Origin of the sequence: Prevotella sp. khp7, from assembly GCF_900109055.1 — a bacterium.
GTDB lineage: Bacteria > Bacteroidota > Bacteroidia > Bacteroidales > Bacteroidaceae > Prevotella.
In genome coordinates, this window is record NZ_FOIV01000003.1 from 1 (window position 1) to 16,590 (window position 16,590).

Annotated in this window: 14 protein-coding genes, 1 tRNA gene and 1 rRNA gene; 8 read left to right on the top strand and 8 right to left on the bottom strand. The window is 47.1% G+C overall.

All coding sequences use genetic code 11. The features are described from left to right. Nucleotides 1–158 precede the first annotated feature (158 nt). Nucleotides 159–271: ribosomal RNA gene (gene rrf, locus BMX82_RS06925) — 5S ribosomal RNA — on the top strand. 311 nt (nucleotides 272–582) lie between these two features. Here the strand turns inward: rrf and BMX82_RS06930 are convergent. Further along, nucleotides 583–1,701 carry a sensor histidine kinase gene (locus BMX82_RS06930; RefSeq protein ID WP_091767348.1) on the bottom strand — a complete coding sequence of 373 codons (1,119 nt, stop codon included), beginning with the start codon at nucleotides 1,699–1,701 and terminating at the stop codon, nucleotides 583–585. A gap of 166 nt (nucleotides 1,702–1,867) precedes the next feature. On the opposite strand from BMX82_RS06930, the gene BMX82_RS06935 reads away from it, so the two are divergent. From BMX82_RS06935 to BMX82_RS06965, 7 genes are all read left to right on the top strand, one after another. Next, a complete protein-coding gene (locus BMX82_RS06935) occupies nucleotides 1,868–2,395 on the top strand; it encodes a YceD family protein (RefSeq protein ID WP_036911823.1) in 528 nt (175 codons plus the stop codon). Nucleotides 2,396–2,422: 27 nt separating this feature from the next. After that, entirely contained in the window at nucleotides 2,423–2,614 is a 192-nt protein-coding gene (rpmF, locus tag BMX82_RS06940; RefSeq protein WP_036911821.1) for a 50S ribosomal protein L32, read from the top strand. After that, complete coding sequence (locus BMX82_RS06945) at nucleotides 2,614–3,618, top strand: beta-ketoacyl-ACP synthase III (RefSeq protein ID WP_091767352.1); 1,005 nt, start codon at nucleotides 2,614–2,616, stop codon at nucleotides 3,616–3,618. The genes rpmF and BMX82_RS06945 overlap by 1 nt, the downstream gene beginning before the upstream one ends. Continuing rightward, entirely contained in the window at nucleotides 3,605–4,504 is a 900-nt protein-coding gene (gene era / locus BMX82_RS06950; RefSeq protein WP_091767355.1) for a GTPase Era, read from the top strand. Before BMX82_RS06945 ends, era begins: the two co-directional genes overlap by 14 nt. Nucleotides 4,505–4,582: 78 nt before the next feature. Then, the gene (gene der / locus BMX82_RS06955) at nucleotides 4,583–5,896 is read left to right on the top strand and encodes a ribosome biogenesis GTPase Der (protein WP_091767358.1); all 1,314 of its coding nucleotides are present in this window, start codon (nucleotides 4,583–4,585) and stop codon (nucleotides 5,894–5,896) included. Next, a complete protein-coding gene (locus BMX82_RS06960) occupies nucleotides 5,897–6,283 on the top strand; it encodes a hypothetical protein (protein ID WP_036911811.1) in 387 nt (128 codons plus the stop codon). It begins immediately after the preceding gene. 35 nt (nucleotides 6,284–6,318) lie between these two features. Further along, nucleotides 6,319–7,422, top strand: coding sequence for a hypothetical protein (locus BMX82_RS06965; RefSeq protein WP_143058338.1), 1,104 nt, complete (start codon nucleotides 6,319–6,321; stop codon nucleotides 7,420–7,422). Nucleotides 7,423–7,485: 63 nt separating this feature from the next. Here BMX82_RS06965 and BMX82_RS06970 read toward each other — a convergent pair whose 3' ends face one another. From BMX82_RS06970 to BMX82_RS07000, 7 genes are all read right to left on the bottom strand, one after another. Continuing rightward, nucleotides 7,486–8,586, bottom strand: coding sequence for a hypothetical protein (locus BMX82_RS06970; protein WP_091767364.1), 1,101 nt, complete (start codon nucleotides 8,584–8,586; stop codon nucleotides 7,486–7,488). A 79-nt stretch (nucleotides 8,587–8,665) separates the two neighbouring features. Beyond that, nucleotides 8,666–9,778: an OmpA family protein gene (locus BMX82_RS06975; RefSeq protein WP_231622206.1), complete on the bottom strand. Its 1,113-nt coding sequence runs from the start codon at nucleotides 9,776–9,778 to the stop codon at nucleotides 8,666–8,668. Nucleotides 9,779–9,843: 65 nt separating this feature from the next. Next, on the bottom strand, nucleotides 9,844–11,514 hold the full coding sequence (locus tag BMX82_RS06980; protein ID WP_036911801.1) for a DUF1664 domain-containing protein: 1,671 nt from the start codon (nucleotides 11,512–11,514) through the stop codon (nucleotides 9,844–9,846). Between the two features lie 219 nt (nucleotides 11,515–11,733). Beyond that, nucleotides 11,734–11,815 (bottom strand) — tRNA-Leu (locus BMX82_RS06985). Between the two features lie 62 nt (nucleotides 11,816–11,877). After that, complete coding sequence (locus tag BMX82_RS06990) at nucleotides 11,878–12,882, bottom strand: S41 family peptidase (protein ID WP_091767366.1); 1,005 nt, start codon at nucleotides 12,880–12,882, stop codon at nucleotides 11,878–11,880. Next, on the bottom strand, nucleotides 12,879–13,640 hold the full coding sequence (locus BMX82_RS06995) for a DUF3316 domain-containing protein (RefSeq protein ID WP_091767368.1): 762 nt from the start codon (nucleotides 13,638–13,640) through the stop codon (nucleotides 12,879–12,881). Before BMX82_RS06995 ends, BMX82_RS06990 begins: the two co-directional genes overlap by 4 nt. Further along, on the bottom strand, nucleotides 13,627–16,398 hold the full coding sequence (locus tag BMX82_RS07000; protein ID WP_091767370.1) for a DNA gyrase/topoisomerase IV subunit A: 2,772 nt from the start codon (nucleotides 16,396–16,398) through the stop codon (nucleotides 13,627–13,629). Before BMX82_RS07000 ends, BMX82_RS06995 begins: the two co-directional genes overlap by 14 nt. Nucleotides 16,399–16,590: the final 192 nt, after the last annotated feature.

Below are 16,590 nucleotides of genomic sequence, written 5' to 3' on the forward strand. Positions count from 1 at the left end.
ATGACGTTGATAGGGTGCAGGTGTAAAGACGGTGACGTCAAAGCCGAGCACTACTAATTGTCCGAGATCTTTCGCTGTATGCTGATATTATCAGATGTAGTTGTTTCTGAAACGGGCTTCTACTGAGGTTTCTTGTGTCGACAGTGTCAATACCCATATCAGGTGGTTATTGCAGCGGGGTCCCACCTCTTCCCATTCCGAACAGAGAAGTTAAGCCCGCCTGCGCCGATGGTACTGCAATGCAATGCGGGAGAGTAGGAAGCCGCCACTTTTATTTGAGAGCCCTGAATCCGAAAAGGTTCAGGGCTCTTTCGTTTTGTTACTGAAAATACACCCTGTTGTCCCACGGGAAGCCGTGCTATCCTTAGGTAATCCGCCTCTTTTAGAAAATAATCACGGGGTGCATGTGAATACCTGCTGTTTTTGTGCGGAAGCTGGTTTCTGCGTATGTGCGCAGGTATAGTTGTCAAATCAGCTTTTTATCCCGCACTTTCCGCACTTCTCACACCTGAGTCGGGTGTAGGAAGTGTGGGAAGTGTGGGTTGTTTCTGGTATATGACAACTGCCGCACGCGCAGGAAATTTATGATAGTTCGATGCGGAAGGTTGTACCTTTGCCCAATTCTGACGACTTAACGTAGATATGCCCGTGATGGTATTCCTCTACAATACGTTTGGCAAGTGAGAGACCTAGCCCCCAACCACGTTGCTTCGTTGTAAAGCCAGGTGTAAAAACATTTTTGATATCTTTTTTACGGATTCCCTTACCAGTATCAGTTATTTCAATCGCTACATGTTTGCCTTCCTCAGTCAGAGTGAGGACAATCTGTCCGCTACCTTCTATCGCATCCACAGCATTCTTGCAGAGATTCTCGATGACCCATTCAAAGAGTGAGGTGCTCATCTTTACAATTACATCATGCTTGGGAGTATGACATATTATGTTCACTTTATTGGAAGTACGCTTACGCATATAATCTACGACATGTTCAAGAACTTCATTCATAGAACTGTCCTTGGTTTCTGGGAGAGAGCCAATCTTAGAAAAGCGTTCTGCTATACGTTCCAGACGTTTTACGTCCTTGTCCATCTCGGGAATCATCTCGTCATCGGGATGACTTTCTCTCAGTATTTCTACCCAAGCCATCAGACTGGATATTGGTGTGCCAAGTTGATGAGCTGTTTCCTTCGATAAGCCAACCCATACCTTGTTTTGTTCTGCTTTCTTTGAGGATAATAGGGCGAAGATGGCCACGACAACAAAGATCATGACGATGCCTAATTGCCAGTAGGGATATTGTGAGAGCCGTTTGAGTAGAGTAGACTCATCATAGCAAACCATTTGGGTGCCAACACGGATGGTGTCACCTGATTGCATCATCTTCAAAGCATAAGCTTTTAAACGGGTTGTATCTTTGATGTTGATGTTACGGAAATCATCGACGTTTCCTTCTTTATTTAATATGATGACAGGAATTGTCGTATTACCTTGTATAACATCCAGTACAAGTGCTAAATCTGTGTTCTCATCGGCAGTATTGAGGGCGTGTAGAGCTTGTGCCCATACTTCCATCTTCTTACGTTCTTCGTTAGAAAGGTCTTTCACAAGATAATGTGATACAACCAACGAGGTGACGGCAATCAGGATGGCTGCCATCACCAGGAGGATTTTTACTTGTCGGATTCTGTCTGTCCACTGCATACATGGAAATAACGCAGAATTCTTCGTATTATTGCACAGAATGCCCTGTAAATGTGTAATATAATAGTCTGAATATCATGTAATTTGCAGGAAAATGATAAAAAAATAAAATTACCGTCCCTTAATTGGAAAAAAGTTTGTAACTTTGCAACCCAAAAGTGTGATTATGTGTAGTCTGGAGTTATTGAAGGTCGATCTGAAGGGGTTGAAGGAAGAGGAAACTTCCTTAGATTTCAATCTTGACGATGCTTATTTCAAGGCTCTTGACGGTGCTGATGTGAAGAATGGCTCTTTGCATGTGTCGGTGTCTATACGCAAGGCAACCGGCTTTTTCGAGTTCCAGTTTCATACAGAAGGCATAGTAATCATACCTTGTGACCGATGCCTCGACGATATGGAGCAGCCGGTAGAAACCGACAACCGCTTGGTCGTTAAGCTCGGAAGCGCATACTCAGAGGAAGATGATGTTATCGTGGTGCCTGAGGACGAAGGAATACTCGACATGGCGTGGTTCATCTATGAGTTTGTCGCACTGGTTATACCCATCAGGCATGTGCATGCACCTGGCAAGTGCAACCCTGCCATGACGCAAGCTCTGGAAGAGCTGTCAGCTGACCGAAGCAGCGATGAGGAGTCCAACCAGCCGATAGACCCCCGATGGGAAAAACTCTTGAAATTAAAAGAGAAAAGTTAAAAGTTAAATTTAAAATTTAAAATAATTATGGCACATCCTAAAAGAAGACAGTCAAAGACTCGTACACTCAAGCGTCGTACTCACGACAAGGCAGTAGCTCCTACACTCGCAGTATGCCCTAACTGTGGCGCATATTATGTTTATCACACCGTATGCCCCACTTGCGGTTACTATCGTGGTAAGGTTGCTATCAAGAAAGAGGACGAAGTAGCTGAGTAATGGATAGAATCAACGCTATAATCACCGGCGTCGGTGGCTACGTCCCCGACTACATTCTCACCAACGAGGAGTTGTCGAGGATGGTTGACACCAACGATGAGTGGATTATGACGCGTGTCGGTATCAAGGAACGCCGCATCCTCACAGAGGAAGGTCTCGGTACAAGCTATATGGCGCGTAAGGCAGCCAAACAGTTGTTACAGAAGACCGGCGTTGACCCTGATACGATTGATGCGCTGATTGTTACCACTTCAACGGCGGATTATAAGTTTCCTTCCACAGCATCTATCGTGTTAGGCAAACTTGGTCTGAAAAACGCTTTCGCGTTTGATTTCTGGGGTGCCTGCTGTGGCTTCCTCTATACGCTCGACGTGGCAGCAACGATGATTCAGAGCGGTCGCTACAAGAAAATCATCGTCATCGGCGCTGATAAAATGTCGTCGGTAACAGACTATAAGGATCGTCAGACATGCCCTCTCTTCGGAGATGGTGCCGCTGCCGTGCTTTTAGAGGCTACCGAGGAACAGAACATCGGTGTAATGGATTCTTATCTCCGTACAGATGGTAAAGGTCTCCCGTTCCTTCATATGAAGGCAGGAGGGTCTGTCTGCCCGCCATCGCACTTCACAGTTGATCATCGTCTGCACTACCTTTATCAGGAGGGACGTACGGTGTTCCGCTATGCTGTGACGAACATGAGCAATGACTGCGCATTGATTGCTGAACGTAACGGCCTGAATAAGGATAATATCCAGTGGGTTGTTCCTCATCAGGCAAATATGCGTATCATCGAGGCGGTAGCCAAACGTTTGGAACTTCCGATGGATCAAGTGATGGTTAACATCGAACACTATGGTAATACTAGTGCTGCAACCATTCCATTGGCCATCTGGGACAACGAAAGTAAGCTAAAGAAAGGTGACAACATGATTTTCACCGCCTTCGGTGCAGGATTCGTACATGGCGCATCTTACTACAAATGGGCTTACGATGGCAGTAAATAGTCATAAAGCAGGATTCGTAAATATCGTTGGTAACCCCAACGTAGGTAAAAGTACGCTCATGAACCAATTGGTTGGTGAGCGTATTTCCATTGCTACTTTCAAGGCGCAGACAACCCGTCACCGTATTATGGGTATTGTTAATACACCAGAAATGCAAATCGTCTTTTCTGATACACCAGGTGTGTTGAAGCCAAACTACAAACTTCAGGAGTCGATGCTCGCTTTTTCAGAGTCGGCCTTGCAGGATGCAGACATTTTGCTCTATGTGACAGATGTTGTGGAGAATCCAGAAAAGAACATGGATTTCCTTGAGAAAGTGCAGAAGATGGATATCCCTGTGCTGCTGTTGGTTAATAAGATTGATGAATTGGCAGGCGGTGAAGCTAGACTGGGTGAGATTGTTGAACATTGGCATCGCTTGCTGCCGAATGCTGAAATCTTGCCGATCTCTGCTAAGAATAAGTTTGGTGTAGACATGCTTCTTCGCCGCATTCAGGAGTTGCTTCCTGAGAGCCCGGCCTTTTTTGAAAAAGACCAACTGACGGATAAACCAGCCCGTTTCTTCGTGTCGGAGATTATCCGTGAAAAGATTTTGCTGTACTACGATAAGGAGATCCCTTACTCTGTAGAGGTCAGCGTAGAGCGCTTCAAGGAAGACGAGAAGCATATTCATATCAATGCCGTCATCTATGTGGAGCGTGATAGCCAGAAAGGCATTATTATAGGCCATCAGGGCGTAGCCTTGAAAAAGGTTAGTACTGAGGCTCGCAAGTCGTTAGAGAAATTCTTCGACAAACCGATCTTCCTGGAGATCTTTGTGAAGGTCGACAAAGATTGGCGCTCGTCAGAGCGTGAACTCAATCATTTCGGATACAACCCTGAGTAAGAATTTAGCAACAGAACATGACTTTTTGATTGTAATAGTCCTTAAGTCCTGCTGTCTGTTGCAGAAAAAGAGAGTTATATGGGAAATTTAGTAGCAATCGTAGGACGCCCGAATGTGGGGAAATCAACCCTATTCAATCGCTTGACAAAGTCTCGTCAGGCAATCGTCAGCAATGAGGCAGGCACTACCCGTGATCGCCAGTATGGCAAATGTGAGTGGAATGGTCGCGAGTTTTCTGTAGTAGATACAGGCGGCTGGGTCGTAAACTCAGATGATATATTCGAGGAGGAAATCCGTAAACAGGTGATTATCGCCACAGAGGAAGCAGATCTGGTGCTTTTCCTTTGTGACATTAATAATGGTGTAACAGGCTGGGACATGGATGTGGCTCAGATTCTGCGTCGTGCAAAACTACCTGTAATACTTGTGGCTAATAAGGCCGACGATGGTAAGGATCTTTATGATCAGTACGAGTTCTATAAACTCGGATTGGGCGATCCGTATCCTATCAGCGCTGCTACAGGCAGTGGTACAGGCGACTTACTTGACAAGGTGCTCGAGTTGTTGCCAGAGAAAGCAAAGGATGATTTGGAGGATGGCATCCCCCGTTTTGCCGTTGTTGGTCGTCCTAATGCCGGTAAGTCGAGTATTATCAATGCCTTTATTGGTGAGGAACGTAATATCGTGACGGAGATAGCAGGAACTACCCGTGACAGTATATATACACGCTATGATAAGTTTGGTTTCGACTTCTATCTTGTTGATACGGCAGGTATCCGTCGTAAAAATAAGGTGACGGAGGATTTGGAGTTCTATTCGGTAATGCGCTCTATCCGAGCTATCGAGAATAGTGATGTATGTATTCTGATGATCGATGCTACGCGTGGTATTGAGGCACAGGATATGAATATCTTCCAATTGATTCAGAAGAACAATAAATCACTGGTTGTAGTCGTTAATAAATGGGATCTTGTAGAAGAAAAGTCTCAGGTGGTTATTGATACGTTTACGAATGCTATTCGGCAGCGTATGGCACCATTTGTTGATTTCCCCATCATCTTTGCCTCGGCGCTTACGAAACAGCGTCTTTTCAAGGTGCTGGAGACAGCTAAGGAGGTCTATCTGAACCGCAAGGCGAAGATCGGTACTTCGAAACTTAACGAGGTGATGTTGCCGTTGATAGAGGCATTCCCGCCTCCCTCAGTAAAAGGCAAGTATATTAAGATTAAGTATGTGGCACAGGTACCTGATACACAGATTCCTACTTTTGTGTTCTATGCCAACCTTCCACAATATATCAAAGAGCCTTACAAGCGCTTTCTGGAGAATAAAATCCGAGAGAATTGGACGCTTACAGGTTCGCCGATTAATGTCTTTGTGCGTCAGAAGTAAATGAAACATCTGTTTTGGGCTTGGCTGGTCCTGATTCCAGTATGTGCTTGTTCTGGACCGACGCCAGAGGAGTTAGCTTCTTTGGCGGCAAAGGGCTATTACGATCACCTGGTCAGAGAGGAATATAATCTGTTTCTGGAGGGCAAGAGTGGCGCAGACAGTCTGCCTGCGGACTATAGTGAGCAGTTGCAGGTTACATACCGTCAGTTTATGGCGCAGCAGGAGGCCTTACATCATGGTATTCGTGAGGTACGTATCTCCAGGGCTATGCGTGATACTGTATTGAACTCTGTAAATGTATTCCTAGTGCTTTGCTATGGAGACTCTACGAATGAAGAGATTGTGGTGCCTATGGTGGAGCAGGCAGGAAGTTGGCGAATGAGATAAACATGATATAATCAATAATATTAAAGGATAACTAAATGAAAAAAGTGATGATTCTGCTGGCTATGGCCAGCTTGGGGGTGACTGCTATGGCGCAGACTGAAAGCCAAAAGAAACTGCCCGTACTTAATGACAAGCAGTCGGAGTATATTCCTGTTCTTCAGTATTGGAAGGAACATGATATTCTCCAGCATATGGATGTATCGCTCACAGCAGGAACTACAGGTCTTGGTTTGGAACTTTCTTCACCAATCGGTGAGTATGTGCAGCTCCGTGCAGGCTATGATTTTACGCCTCATTTCACGAAGAATATGCAGTTTGATGTTATTGTTGGTGATGAGCCGGCTCGTCGATATGATGCTAATGGAAATCGTGTTGAGACACGTTTTGACCGTATGTCTGAGATGCTCTATTCTTTCTCTGGCTTTGATGCAGATGATCATATCGATATGGCTGGTAAGCCAACCATGAGCAACTTTAAGTTGTTGGTTGATGTATTCCCATTTAAGGCAAACGATAATTGGTCTAAGAATATACATTTCACAGCAGGATTCTATTGGGGAGCGTCAAAGTTCGCAGAGGCTGTTAATACTACAGAGGCTATGGTTACTTTGCTCTCTATTGGTATGTATAACCGTATGTATGACAATGTCATGAATGGTGATCCGGTTATAACACTACCTAATCCTCAGAACCCCAGCGAGCCTTATGAATCTTATTTGAATCCTCATCAGGAGAAGATGTTCAGGGATGCAGGACGAATGGGCTTTAAACTGGGTGAATTTGCACATGATATCTATGATTCTTATGGAGAATTGGTTCATAGGGAGGGAGATCCTTATGTAATGGTTCCAAATTCAAAAGGTATGGTTGTTGTAAAGGCTAAATCAAATGCATTCAAACCTTACTTGGGCTTTGGATATGGTGGACGTTTGGTGAAGAACCGTGACGATTGGAAGGTTTCTTTCGATGCCGGCGTTTGGTTCTGGGGTGGTTCGCCTGATCTTTATATGCATGACGGTATCAACCTGACGAAGGATGTTAGAAATATCAGCGGACAGGTTGGTGACTATGTTGATCTGGCTAAGACCTTTAAGGTTTATCCAGTATTGAATGTGAAATTCACCAAGAGAATTTTCTAATACAAATAATAAAAATCCCCGCCAGTGACGGGGATTTTTTATTATTTGTTAGCTGTATACTTCTTACTTAATTACGATCTTTTTACCGTTCTTGATGTAGATGCCAGCTTTAGGCGTAACGTTGGCAGGCAGTTCCTGACCAGCGAGAGTGTAGATCTTGTTGTCTGCTTTCTCTTCTGCTTCAATGCTCTCTATGCCTGTGTATCCGTCTTCTGTCATTATTTCTGCAGAACCAGAAGAAACCTCAAGGTATGGCTTGTTGTGAGGGATATAGGCTCCATCAGTCAGATCGCTTGCTGATGCAACGACGAAAGCAAGCTTACCATTCTCATCTTTACCGAGCACGCGCATCGTTCTAGAGTTATATGCCAGACGGTTCACGTGTTTTGAAGCACTGCTGTCGAAATAGCGACCATACAGATGGTTATCGCTTGGCTCGCTGCCACCGCTTGTCATAGGTGTGATCTTATTGTCAGAGGCGCTTGAACCAGCCAATTTAACCAGTACAGGGAAGGTTGCTGCAATAACATTGTCGGTAACCTTCTTCAACTGGAAACCACCTTTATTTACCTTGTTGACATAGTAGGCTGTCATACCACTGCCGAGTTTGAAGGGGAAGCTGCAATAGATGGTTGCCCAGTAGCCATCGTTGGTATGTACCATTGGTTTGATGCCAATGTAGTGATCATCTTTACCAATAGGGTAGAGTTTCCATGTACGTGCCTTAGTTCCCTTAATGGTCAGTTTGCCTGTTTCCGACCCACTGTCCTGAGGTGTGTCGTTCAGATACTCTGTAGCACCGCTATAGCTGCCCCAAATCTGGTAGCCACCACTTACAGCTGTAAAGTGGGGATAGAGTTTGCCGTTTGATCCCTTACCTATACTTGTGCCTTGTGCAGAAATATCATACTGATCTTCGGTGCCCTTTACTTTTTTCAGATAGGCTACCGCACCAGGATGGGTGTTAACTTCACTGAGTGACTTGATGGTGATGATGGCTGCGACATCAGCTGTACCTGTACCAGCGCTGAAATCATACTGGTTGTCGGCCATTACCATATAACGCTCTGTGACGGTGTTTTTGATATGGTAGTAACCATCACTCTGAGCGTAGGCACCGAGAGCAAAGGCTGCAAAAAGAATTAGAGTAGATATTTTTTTCATATATACTTTTGTTTATTGTTAAAGAAAAAGCCCAGCCCCATTCTGGGACCGGGCTTTATAGTCTTATCTGTTATTGAGATTACTCAGCGATGCAGATAGATACACGGTTGCTGTCGTTGTCCTCGAAAGGCTGAACGCGAGCACCCTTGCTGTCATAGCTAATGCGGCTCTCAGCGATACCAGCGGCCTTCAGGGCCTTAACAACTGCGTCAGCACGACCAGCGGCCAGACGATCGTTGATCTTATCGTTACCAGTACCAGCGTCAGCGTAACCAGTGATCATAACCTTAGAGGTAGGATTCTGGTTCATGTAAGCTACGATGTCCTGAACCTTCTGGGCCTCAGACTCACGGATGATAGTCTTGTTGATCTGGAAGAAGATATCGCGACGGAGGGGCTCAGCAGCTGCGGGAGCAGCAGCGGGTACCTCAACAATCTTCTCAACGATCTTCTCAACATACTTAATCTCGGGCTCTGGAGCGGGGATGAACTTGGTAGAGTAGGTCTTGCCAAGAGCAATCTTTGCGCCAACGAGGAGGTTGATGTAAGAGTCAGGGTTGCCAGCATCCTTGAAGTTGAACTTGTCACCCAGGATGTTACCATTCAGCTCAGCACCGAGCTTAACAGCGTCGCTAACCTTGAAGTCAACAGTCAGACCAGCCTGTGCGAAAGGCAGAACAGCTGACTTATTCTCGAACATAGGAGTCCAATCGGTAGATGTGAACTTGATCAGATTACGTGTCTGCTCAGCCTCATCACTTGTTGAACGGAAGTTAACACCACCACCGATGAAAGCACCGAAGCTAACTACACGGTTGGGGTTGAAACCTGCGATGATGTTAGACAGATCGAAAGTCAGGTCGATAGAGGGAGCGAAGTAGTTGAACTTGTAGTTCAGATCGCCGAATCCCAGCTTATCTGTAGCTTCCTTTGAATAGCCAGCCTTACCCTGCCAAGCGTTTACAGCAAAGCGAGCACCCAGTGCCTTAGAGAACTGGTAGCCAACACCTACCTGTACGTTGGGAGAAATGAGGTCGCCGAATTTAGCCTCACCTGTGGTGTACTGGCCACCAGCCTGAAGCTGTACGTACCAGTGCGGCTCGAAGACGTATTCTGTCGTACCTTTCTGCTCCTGAGCAGATACTGACAGACCAGCCATCAGCATCAGGCAAGACAATATTGCTTTCTTCATTTTCATATCTATTACTTTGTTTTTTTTAATTCACAATGTTAATTACTCACTTCAACCTTATACTATTACTCAACGCGGGTAATAGGATATCTCTTAGTAACTGTGTAACCAGCATAGTCAACTGTGCTGTATACAATCTCAGAAGCGCCCATTGGGAGAGTCAGCTTGATGATCTTGTTGTTACCAGCCTCGAGGTGTGACTCAACAACCTTGCCACCCTGCTTAACAGCAACGTACTTGAAGGCTGCAGGTACGAGGTACTCCTCTGTAGGTGAAGTCAAGATGAATGTGATCTCGCTCTCTGCTGACTTAAGAGTCATCTCAGGAACCAAGCGGTTAACACCATCTGTACCGATGAACAGTATGATAGGAGCAACTGCATCGAAGAACTCGTGACCCTCTCTGAAGGTAGCCAACTTATCAGACTCCTTGTCCAGATAGTTCTTTACGCGGTCCATAGTCTTCTTTGAATCAGTAGCCTTAGCGATGGTGTAAACAATACCCTTGATAGCATCAAAATCGTCAACGCCGAGCAGGTTCTTAGCAGCAGCCTTGCCACTCTTGTCGAGTGTCCAGAATGTGTTGTATGACAGAGGCTCGATAGCTACGCTAGTGATGTCGAAGCCCTTAACGAAGCTCTTCTCAACGCCGTCAGCGCCAGTCCAAGAAGCCTTCAGACCATAGAGAGGAATGTTCTTACCCTCTGCGTCGATCTTGTTGTAGTAGTTCTGGATGATCTGGAGAGCCTCCTTTACCAAGCTCTTAGCACCAGCCTTCTTGCTGCCTTCCTTAGCCTTCTCAATAGCTGCCTTAGCATCGTCCTTAAGATCCTGGAGGTTCAGGAAGTTCTGGATGTCAACGAGGTTCCAAGTCTTAGCCTTTACGAGGTCCTGAACGTAACGAGTTACAGTAGCCTCATAGAGGTTTGCGCCATTCTCACCGCGAGTAGCAACGATACCGTTACCGTGCTTGCCAAGAGCCCATGTGATCAGGTGGTTAGACTCCTGAACGTCGCTCAGTGTCAGACCAGCGTCCTGACCCAGGCTGTTTACGAATGAGAAGTTAACCTTAGAAGCGTCAACAGTGTTGGGGTTAACGGTGAAGTAAACCTTACCTACGTTGCCCTCGAAGCCTGAAATCAGACCGTCGTCAACGATAGAAACAGGAGTAACACCCTTAATATCGTCCTTTGTCAGACTATGAGCGTCGATATCAACGTTGCAATCCTCACCTACGTATGGGAAGAGGTCGATGCCAGTGTGGTTGATGCCATAGTAAGATGCGAGAGTTCCAGGATTGAAACCAGGCAGGTTGATGGTGCCGAGAACAGCGTCGAGAGTCTCCTCAACGTTAACGTCGGTGATGAGGTTGTTCATCTGCTCCTCAAGAGCCTTTACAGCAGCCTCAACAGCGTCTGCGCGAGCCTCGAGATCCTTGATGGCTTTTTCTGCGTTTGATACGCGGGTATCAATAGCAGCGAGGTCGTTCTTAATCTGAGCTACCTCACCCTCGAGAGAAGCTACCTTGCCCTCAAGAGCTGAAACCTTACCCTCCAATGAGGTGAGACGAGTGTCAAGACCTGCAATCTTGGTCTCCAACTCAGCCTTAACTTTGTCGATGTCCTTGTAAATCTGTGAAGCGATGTCGTCCACGTTGTCCTTACAAGAAACAAATGATGTTGTGCCTGCAAAGAGCATTGCAGTCATCAGAATACCATTAATAATTTTCTTTTTCATTTGAACTTAAAAATTATAATTAAACAATTAAAATATGATATATCTATGCATTAATTTATATAAATCGGTGACAAAAGTAGGTAATTATTTCCAAATGTGCAAGAAAAAATTAATTTTTTTTCGAAAATATCTTCATTTTCTGCCATTCTGCTGCCTTTTGGGCAGTTTTTCCCTTTATTTATCATACCTTACATATTGTTTCCGTTAGTTCGTTTCAGGTGCGCCTGACAGGACTCGAACCTGCACGTCCTGCGACACCAGATCCTAAGTCTGACGCGTCTACCAATTCCGCCACAGGCGCGTGAATCGACAAAGTCAATTCAATTTTCCGTAAAAACCGGGTGCAAAGGTAATATAAATTTTTCATTCCACCAAAAGTTTGCGTGCAAATTCTATCAGCGTATCGATGCCTTTAACAAAATCTGACTGTTTGAGTCCGATATTGTAGTCTGGATCGATGCCGAATTCCGTTTGCTGTTGCTGACGGTCGTACATGGGGCAGGCTGAGAAGCGGACGGTCCATCCGTTAGGCAGGGTAGAGGAGAAGGGTAGTCCTGCTCCGCCTCCTGTCCGATCACCAACAATCTTGACTTGTGGGAAGCATTTCATATATTTCACGAATTCGTTGGCTGCACTAAACACCTCACGGTTGGTCAGCACAACGACATTCTTCTGCCATCGCAGGCGTGAGGAAGGCTCGATATACTGGGCCTCCATTTTCGAGAAATCGTTGTGGCCCTTGCCTTTCTTGTGCTGCATGTAGCCCACGAGTGTCTTTTCGTTACAGAAGCGGGCAGCCAGTTTCTCTGCATTGGTAAGTTCGCCACCGCCGTTTCCTCGGATATCGATGATGAGTCCGTTGGCGAAGGCCAGATACTGGAAGACTTCGTCGAGATTGCTCTCGCCAATAGGACTTGCAAAGCTACCATAGTATACATAGCCGATATTGTCGTCGAGCAGGCGGTATTCCAGTCCGCTGGCTATGCGATAGTCTGTACCCAGATATCGCCGTTGGATGGTATCGCTGAAATTGGTGGGGTAATCCTCGTGCCAGTTCCAGTAGCGTCCGTAGTCGAAGGCTGTTCCGAGGTTGACGTGACCATCGCGTAATTCGGCGAGCATAGACGTGAGAACCTCGAATAACTGCTCGTCGTTAAGGTTGTTTTCCGCGCGTACATTATATATATTATATATATGCTGCCAGTCGAGCCCGTATTCCTGCTGCTTGTAGTCGAAGAAGCAGTAGTGCTCGTCGATGATTCTCCACAATGCCTCCAGGTTGCCAGAGGGGGTGTTCTCGAACTCCTCGGTGTCGACGCAGGACGCGAGCGTCAGTGTCAACGTGAAGTATAGCAACAGTTTCTTCATAGGCTGCGGGATATGCCAAGCATGACACGGTGGGTATAGATGTGCTGCTTGAGATTATTGACTTGGGCTTGCTGGTAGTTGCCCAGATAGCCCATACGTAGGTTCCACTTTTTCCCCGTATGCCATTCGATGGTGAGGAGTTGGCGGAAAGTGGGGGCACTGATGAATGTGGTAGGGATGATGTTGTGGTCGTAGTTGCCCCGCGAGAATATCTCGTAGTACGACTGTCCGTAGTTAGGACTGAACATGATGCCTACCAATGGCAGGGCCAACTCGTAGCGCAGGTTGAACTGCTGTTGCCAAAGGTGGAAAGCGTAGTTGGCAATGCCTGAGGGCATGATATTGACTGATGCTCTGGCCTGAGCAGGATTGTTTGAACTGATCATGTTATAGACAAACCCAAGGTCGGCATTAGCCACGCCTCCCGCCTGAAGGCGAAGCTTGTCGCTGATGAGCCACTGAAGGAATCTGCCCCAATAGATATTGTAGTTGCCTTCGAGCATCGAGGCATTGCCGCTTCGGTCCTCTGTGGTGGAGAAGTCGAACTCGTGTTCGATGATGGTGCTCCAGGGTGTTTCCGGCTTTTGTTGCTCCTTTATATATAAATAGGTGAAGCCAGTACCGGAAAAGTGTTCCTGAGTGAGATAGGTGTCGAGGATGCGAGATGGGCCAATACCCAGCATCTGGGTAACCGTCTGTGCTCTCGTTGCGAGAGCAACAGCCAGTAGCAGCATCAACACAATCTTATTCTTCGTCATCGAATAAACGTAATTGACCTATCATTTCGTCGCGAATCTGCTGTTCGCTTTTAACCTTTGTCCGAGCTTGCTCGTGCTCGTCGGCATGAATTGGCTCGTTCTGTTCTTGCTCAGTCGCAACCTTGCCCGTATCAGAATCGGGGGTCTCTTCTTCCTCGTCTGGCGTGTCTGGTGTATCCTGACTTTCAGGTACTTCAGGGAAACGGGTAGGTTCGAGCTCTACGATGTTCTCTATCTGGTAGGTTGTGAGGCGTTTGCCTTTTGCCTTGTAGCCTTTGACGGCAATGAACTGTTCTGCGTCGAATTCCTCAGAACCTCTGAATTCGTCAGCCCCGCCATAGGTGACCTGAATGCGCGGATAAGGTGTATCTGTGAGCAGGATGAGTTGTGACGCAGGATTCTCGCTGAGCCAGTTCTGCTTGTTCTTCCTGGCATCCATCAGGAAGCGCTTCATGTAGGGATATCCCTGATTGTCTGCGTCGTAGAGGATGGCTGTCCACACCTTGTCTGCATCGTATTTCTCGATGCGCAGGATGTTCTCCTCGTAGTGGTTGTTGATGTCGAAGTTCGACAGGTAGTAGTCGCCGTTCTTCAGGATGACGAGGATCTGGTCTTCGTCGAAGAATTCGCCCAGCAGGCGGCCGTGGTCGTCGTAGTTCAGACGGTTCACGTCGGGATCGTACCACACTTTCCGACCACCCAGCGTAGAGTGGCCGTGGCTCTTCAGGCCTATGCGATGAACAGAGAATTTTGTAAGCAGGTTGCCTTTCGAGGTGCGTCCCTTGATCATGATTTCTGAGAAGTCCTTGTCGAGGAAGATCTTCTTGATTTTCGGATTGGGGTCGAGCGTCACTTTGATGACCTCAGCTTCGCCATTGGGGTTGGCCGAGAAATAAAGTATCTTCGAGCCTGGCGTGCCTTGAGTGACGTCGTACTCTCGATCGCGAATCATCGTGGTCATGTTGAAACGCTTAATGAAGCTGAAGCCCTTCTTGCCGTCGCGATAGACAACATTATAAATGGTACGAGTGTCGTTTTTCTTGAACACATTGAGATAGAGCACGTTCTTGCCCACGAACACCTTTTCTGCCACACGGATGACCTTGTATTTTCCGTCTCTGTAGAAGATGATGACATCGTCGAGGTCAGAGCAGTTGCACACGAACTCGTCTTTCTTCAAGCCTGTGCCAATGAAACCGTCAGTGCGATTGATATAGAGCTTCTGGTTGGCTTCGGCCACCTTAGCAGAGTCGATGGTGTCGAAGTTGCGAATCTCCGTAAGGCGTGGGTGATCCTTGCCATACTTGTCTTTGAGGAACTGGAACCAGTTGGCCGTCACTTCCGTGAGGTTGGCCAAATCGCGCTCAATCTCCTCAATCTCTGCCTTCAGGCGTGCCATCAGTTCGTCGGCCTTCTCCTTGTTGAACTTCAGGATGCGCTGCATCTTGATTTCGAGCAGCTTAAGAATGTCGTCTTTTGTTACCTCACGAACCAGACTAGGATAGTAGGGCGTCAGGCGCTCATCGATATGTTCGCACACCTTGTCGACATTAGGCGCTTCCTCGAATTTCTTGTCTTTATAGATACGTTCTTCGATGAAGATGCGCTCCAGCGACTGGAAGTGCAGCTGCTCGAGCAACTCGCTTTTACGAATCTCCAACTCCTGACGAATCAGGTCTTTGGTGCGATCAGTAGAGTGTCGCAGGACGTCGCTCACGGTGAGGAACTTGGGCTTGTTGTCCTCGATGACGCAGCAGTTGGGCGAGATGTTGATCTCGCAGTCGGTGAAGGCATAGAGGGCGTCGATGGTCTTGTCGGAGGAGACGCCAGGCGCCAGATGGACCTGTATCTCAACGTTGGCAGCCGTCAGGTCTTCTACCTTACGGGCCTTGATCTTCCCCTTCTCAATAGCCTTTACAATCGACTCCTGCAGGGTTTCGGAGGTTTTTGAGAAAGGAATCTCGCGGATGACGAGTGTCTTCTGGTCGATCTTCTCAATCTTGGCGCGTACCTTAACCGAGCCGCCACGCTGTCCGTCGTTATACTTGCTGACGTCGATGCTGCCAGAAGTGGGGAAGTCGGGGTAGAGCTGGAAAGGCTGGCCGTGCAGATAGGCGATGGCTGCGTCGCAGATTTCGCAGAAGTTGTGAGGCAGAATTTTTGAACTCAGACCTACGGCGATACCTTCAGCGCCCTGTGCCAGAAGCAGCGGAAATTTCACGGGGAGCGTGATGGGCTCTTTGTTACGCCCGTCGTACGACATTTTCCACTCTGTGGTCTTGGGGTTGAATACCGTGTCAAGAGCAAACTTCGAGAGTCGGGCCTCGATGTATCGTGGGGCTGCGGCGCTCGAGCCTGTGAGCACATTACCCCAGTTTCCCTGCGTGTCGATGAGCAGGTCTTTCTGACCCAGCTGCACCAGAGCGTCGCCAATAGAGGCGTCGCCATGAGGGTGGAACTGCATGGTGTGACCCACGATGTTGGCAACCTTGTTGTATCTGCCGTCATCCATGCGCTTCATCGAGTGAAGAATGCGTCGCTGCACAGGTTTCAGACCGTCGCCCAGGTGGGGCACGGCTCGCTCAAGGATTACATACGAGGCGTAATCCAGAAACCAGTTCTGGTACATGCCACTGAGGTGATGTACTGCAGCTGCGTCGAAGCGGCTGACGGGTTTATAGTCGGAATGGCCCTCAGTGTTCTGACCTTCCGACTCTTGCTGTTCCAAAATCTCGTCGTCCTTTATTTCGTCGTCCATTTGCTTTCTTTGGCCTTTAGTTTCTTGCGTGCAAAGGTACAAAAAAAAATCGAAACAACCAATTTTCGCGCTAAATTCTTTGTAGGGGTGTCTGGCGGTTAGGTGTTTTGTAAGGATAATTCTGCGTTTAAGAAACTTTTTATAAGGTCTTGGTTTATAAAAGGTTGCAAAAGTCGTTGGTTTGTTGTATGC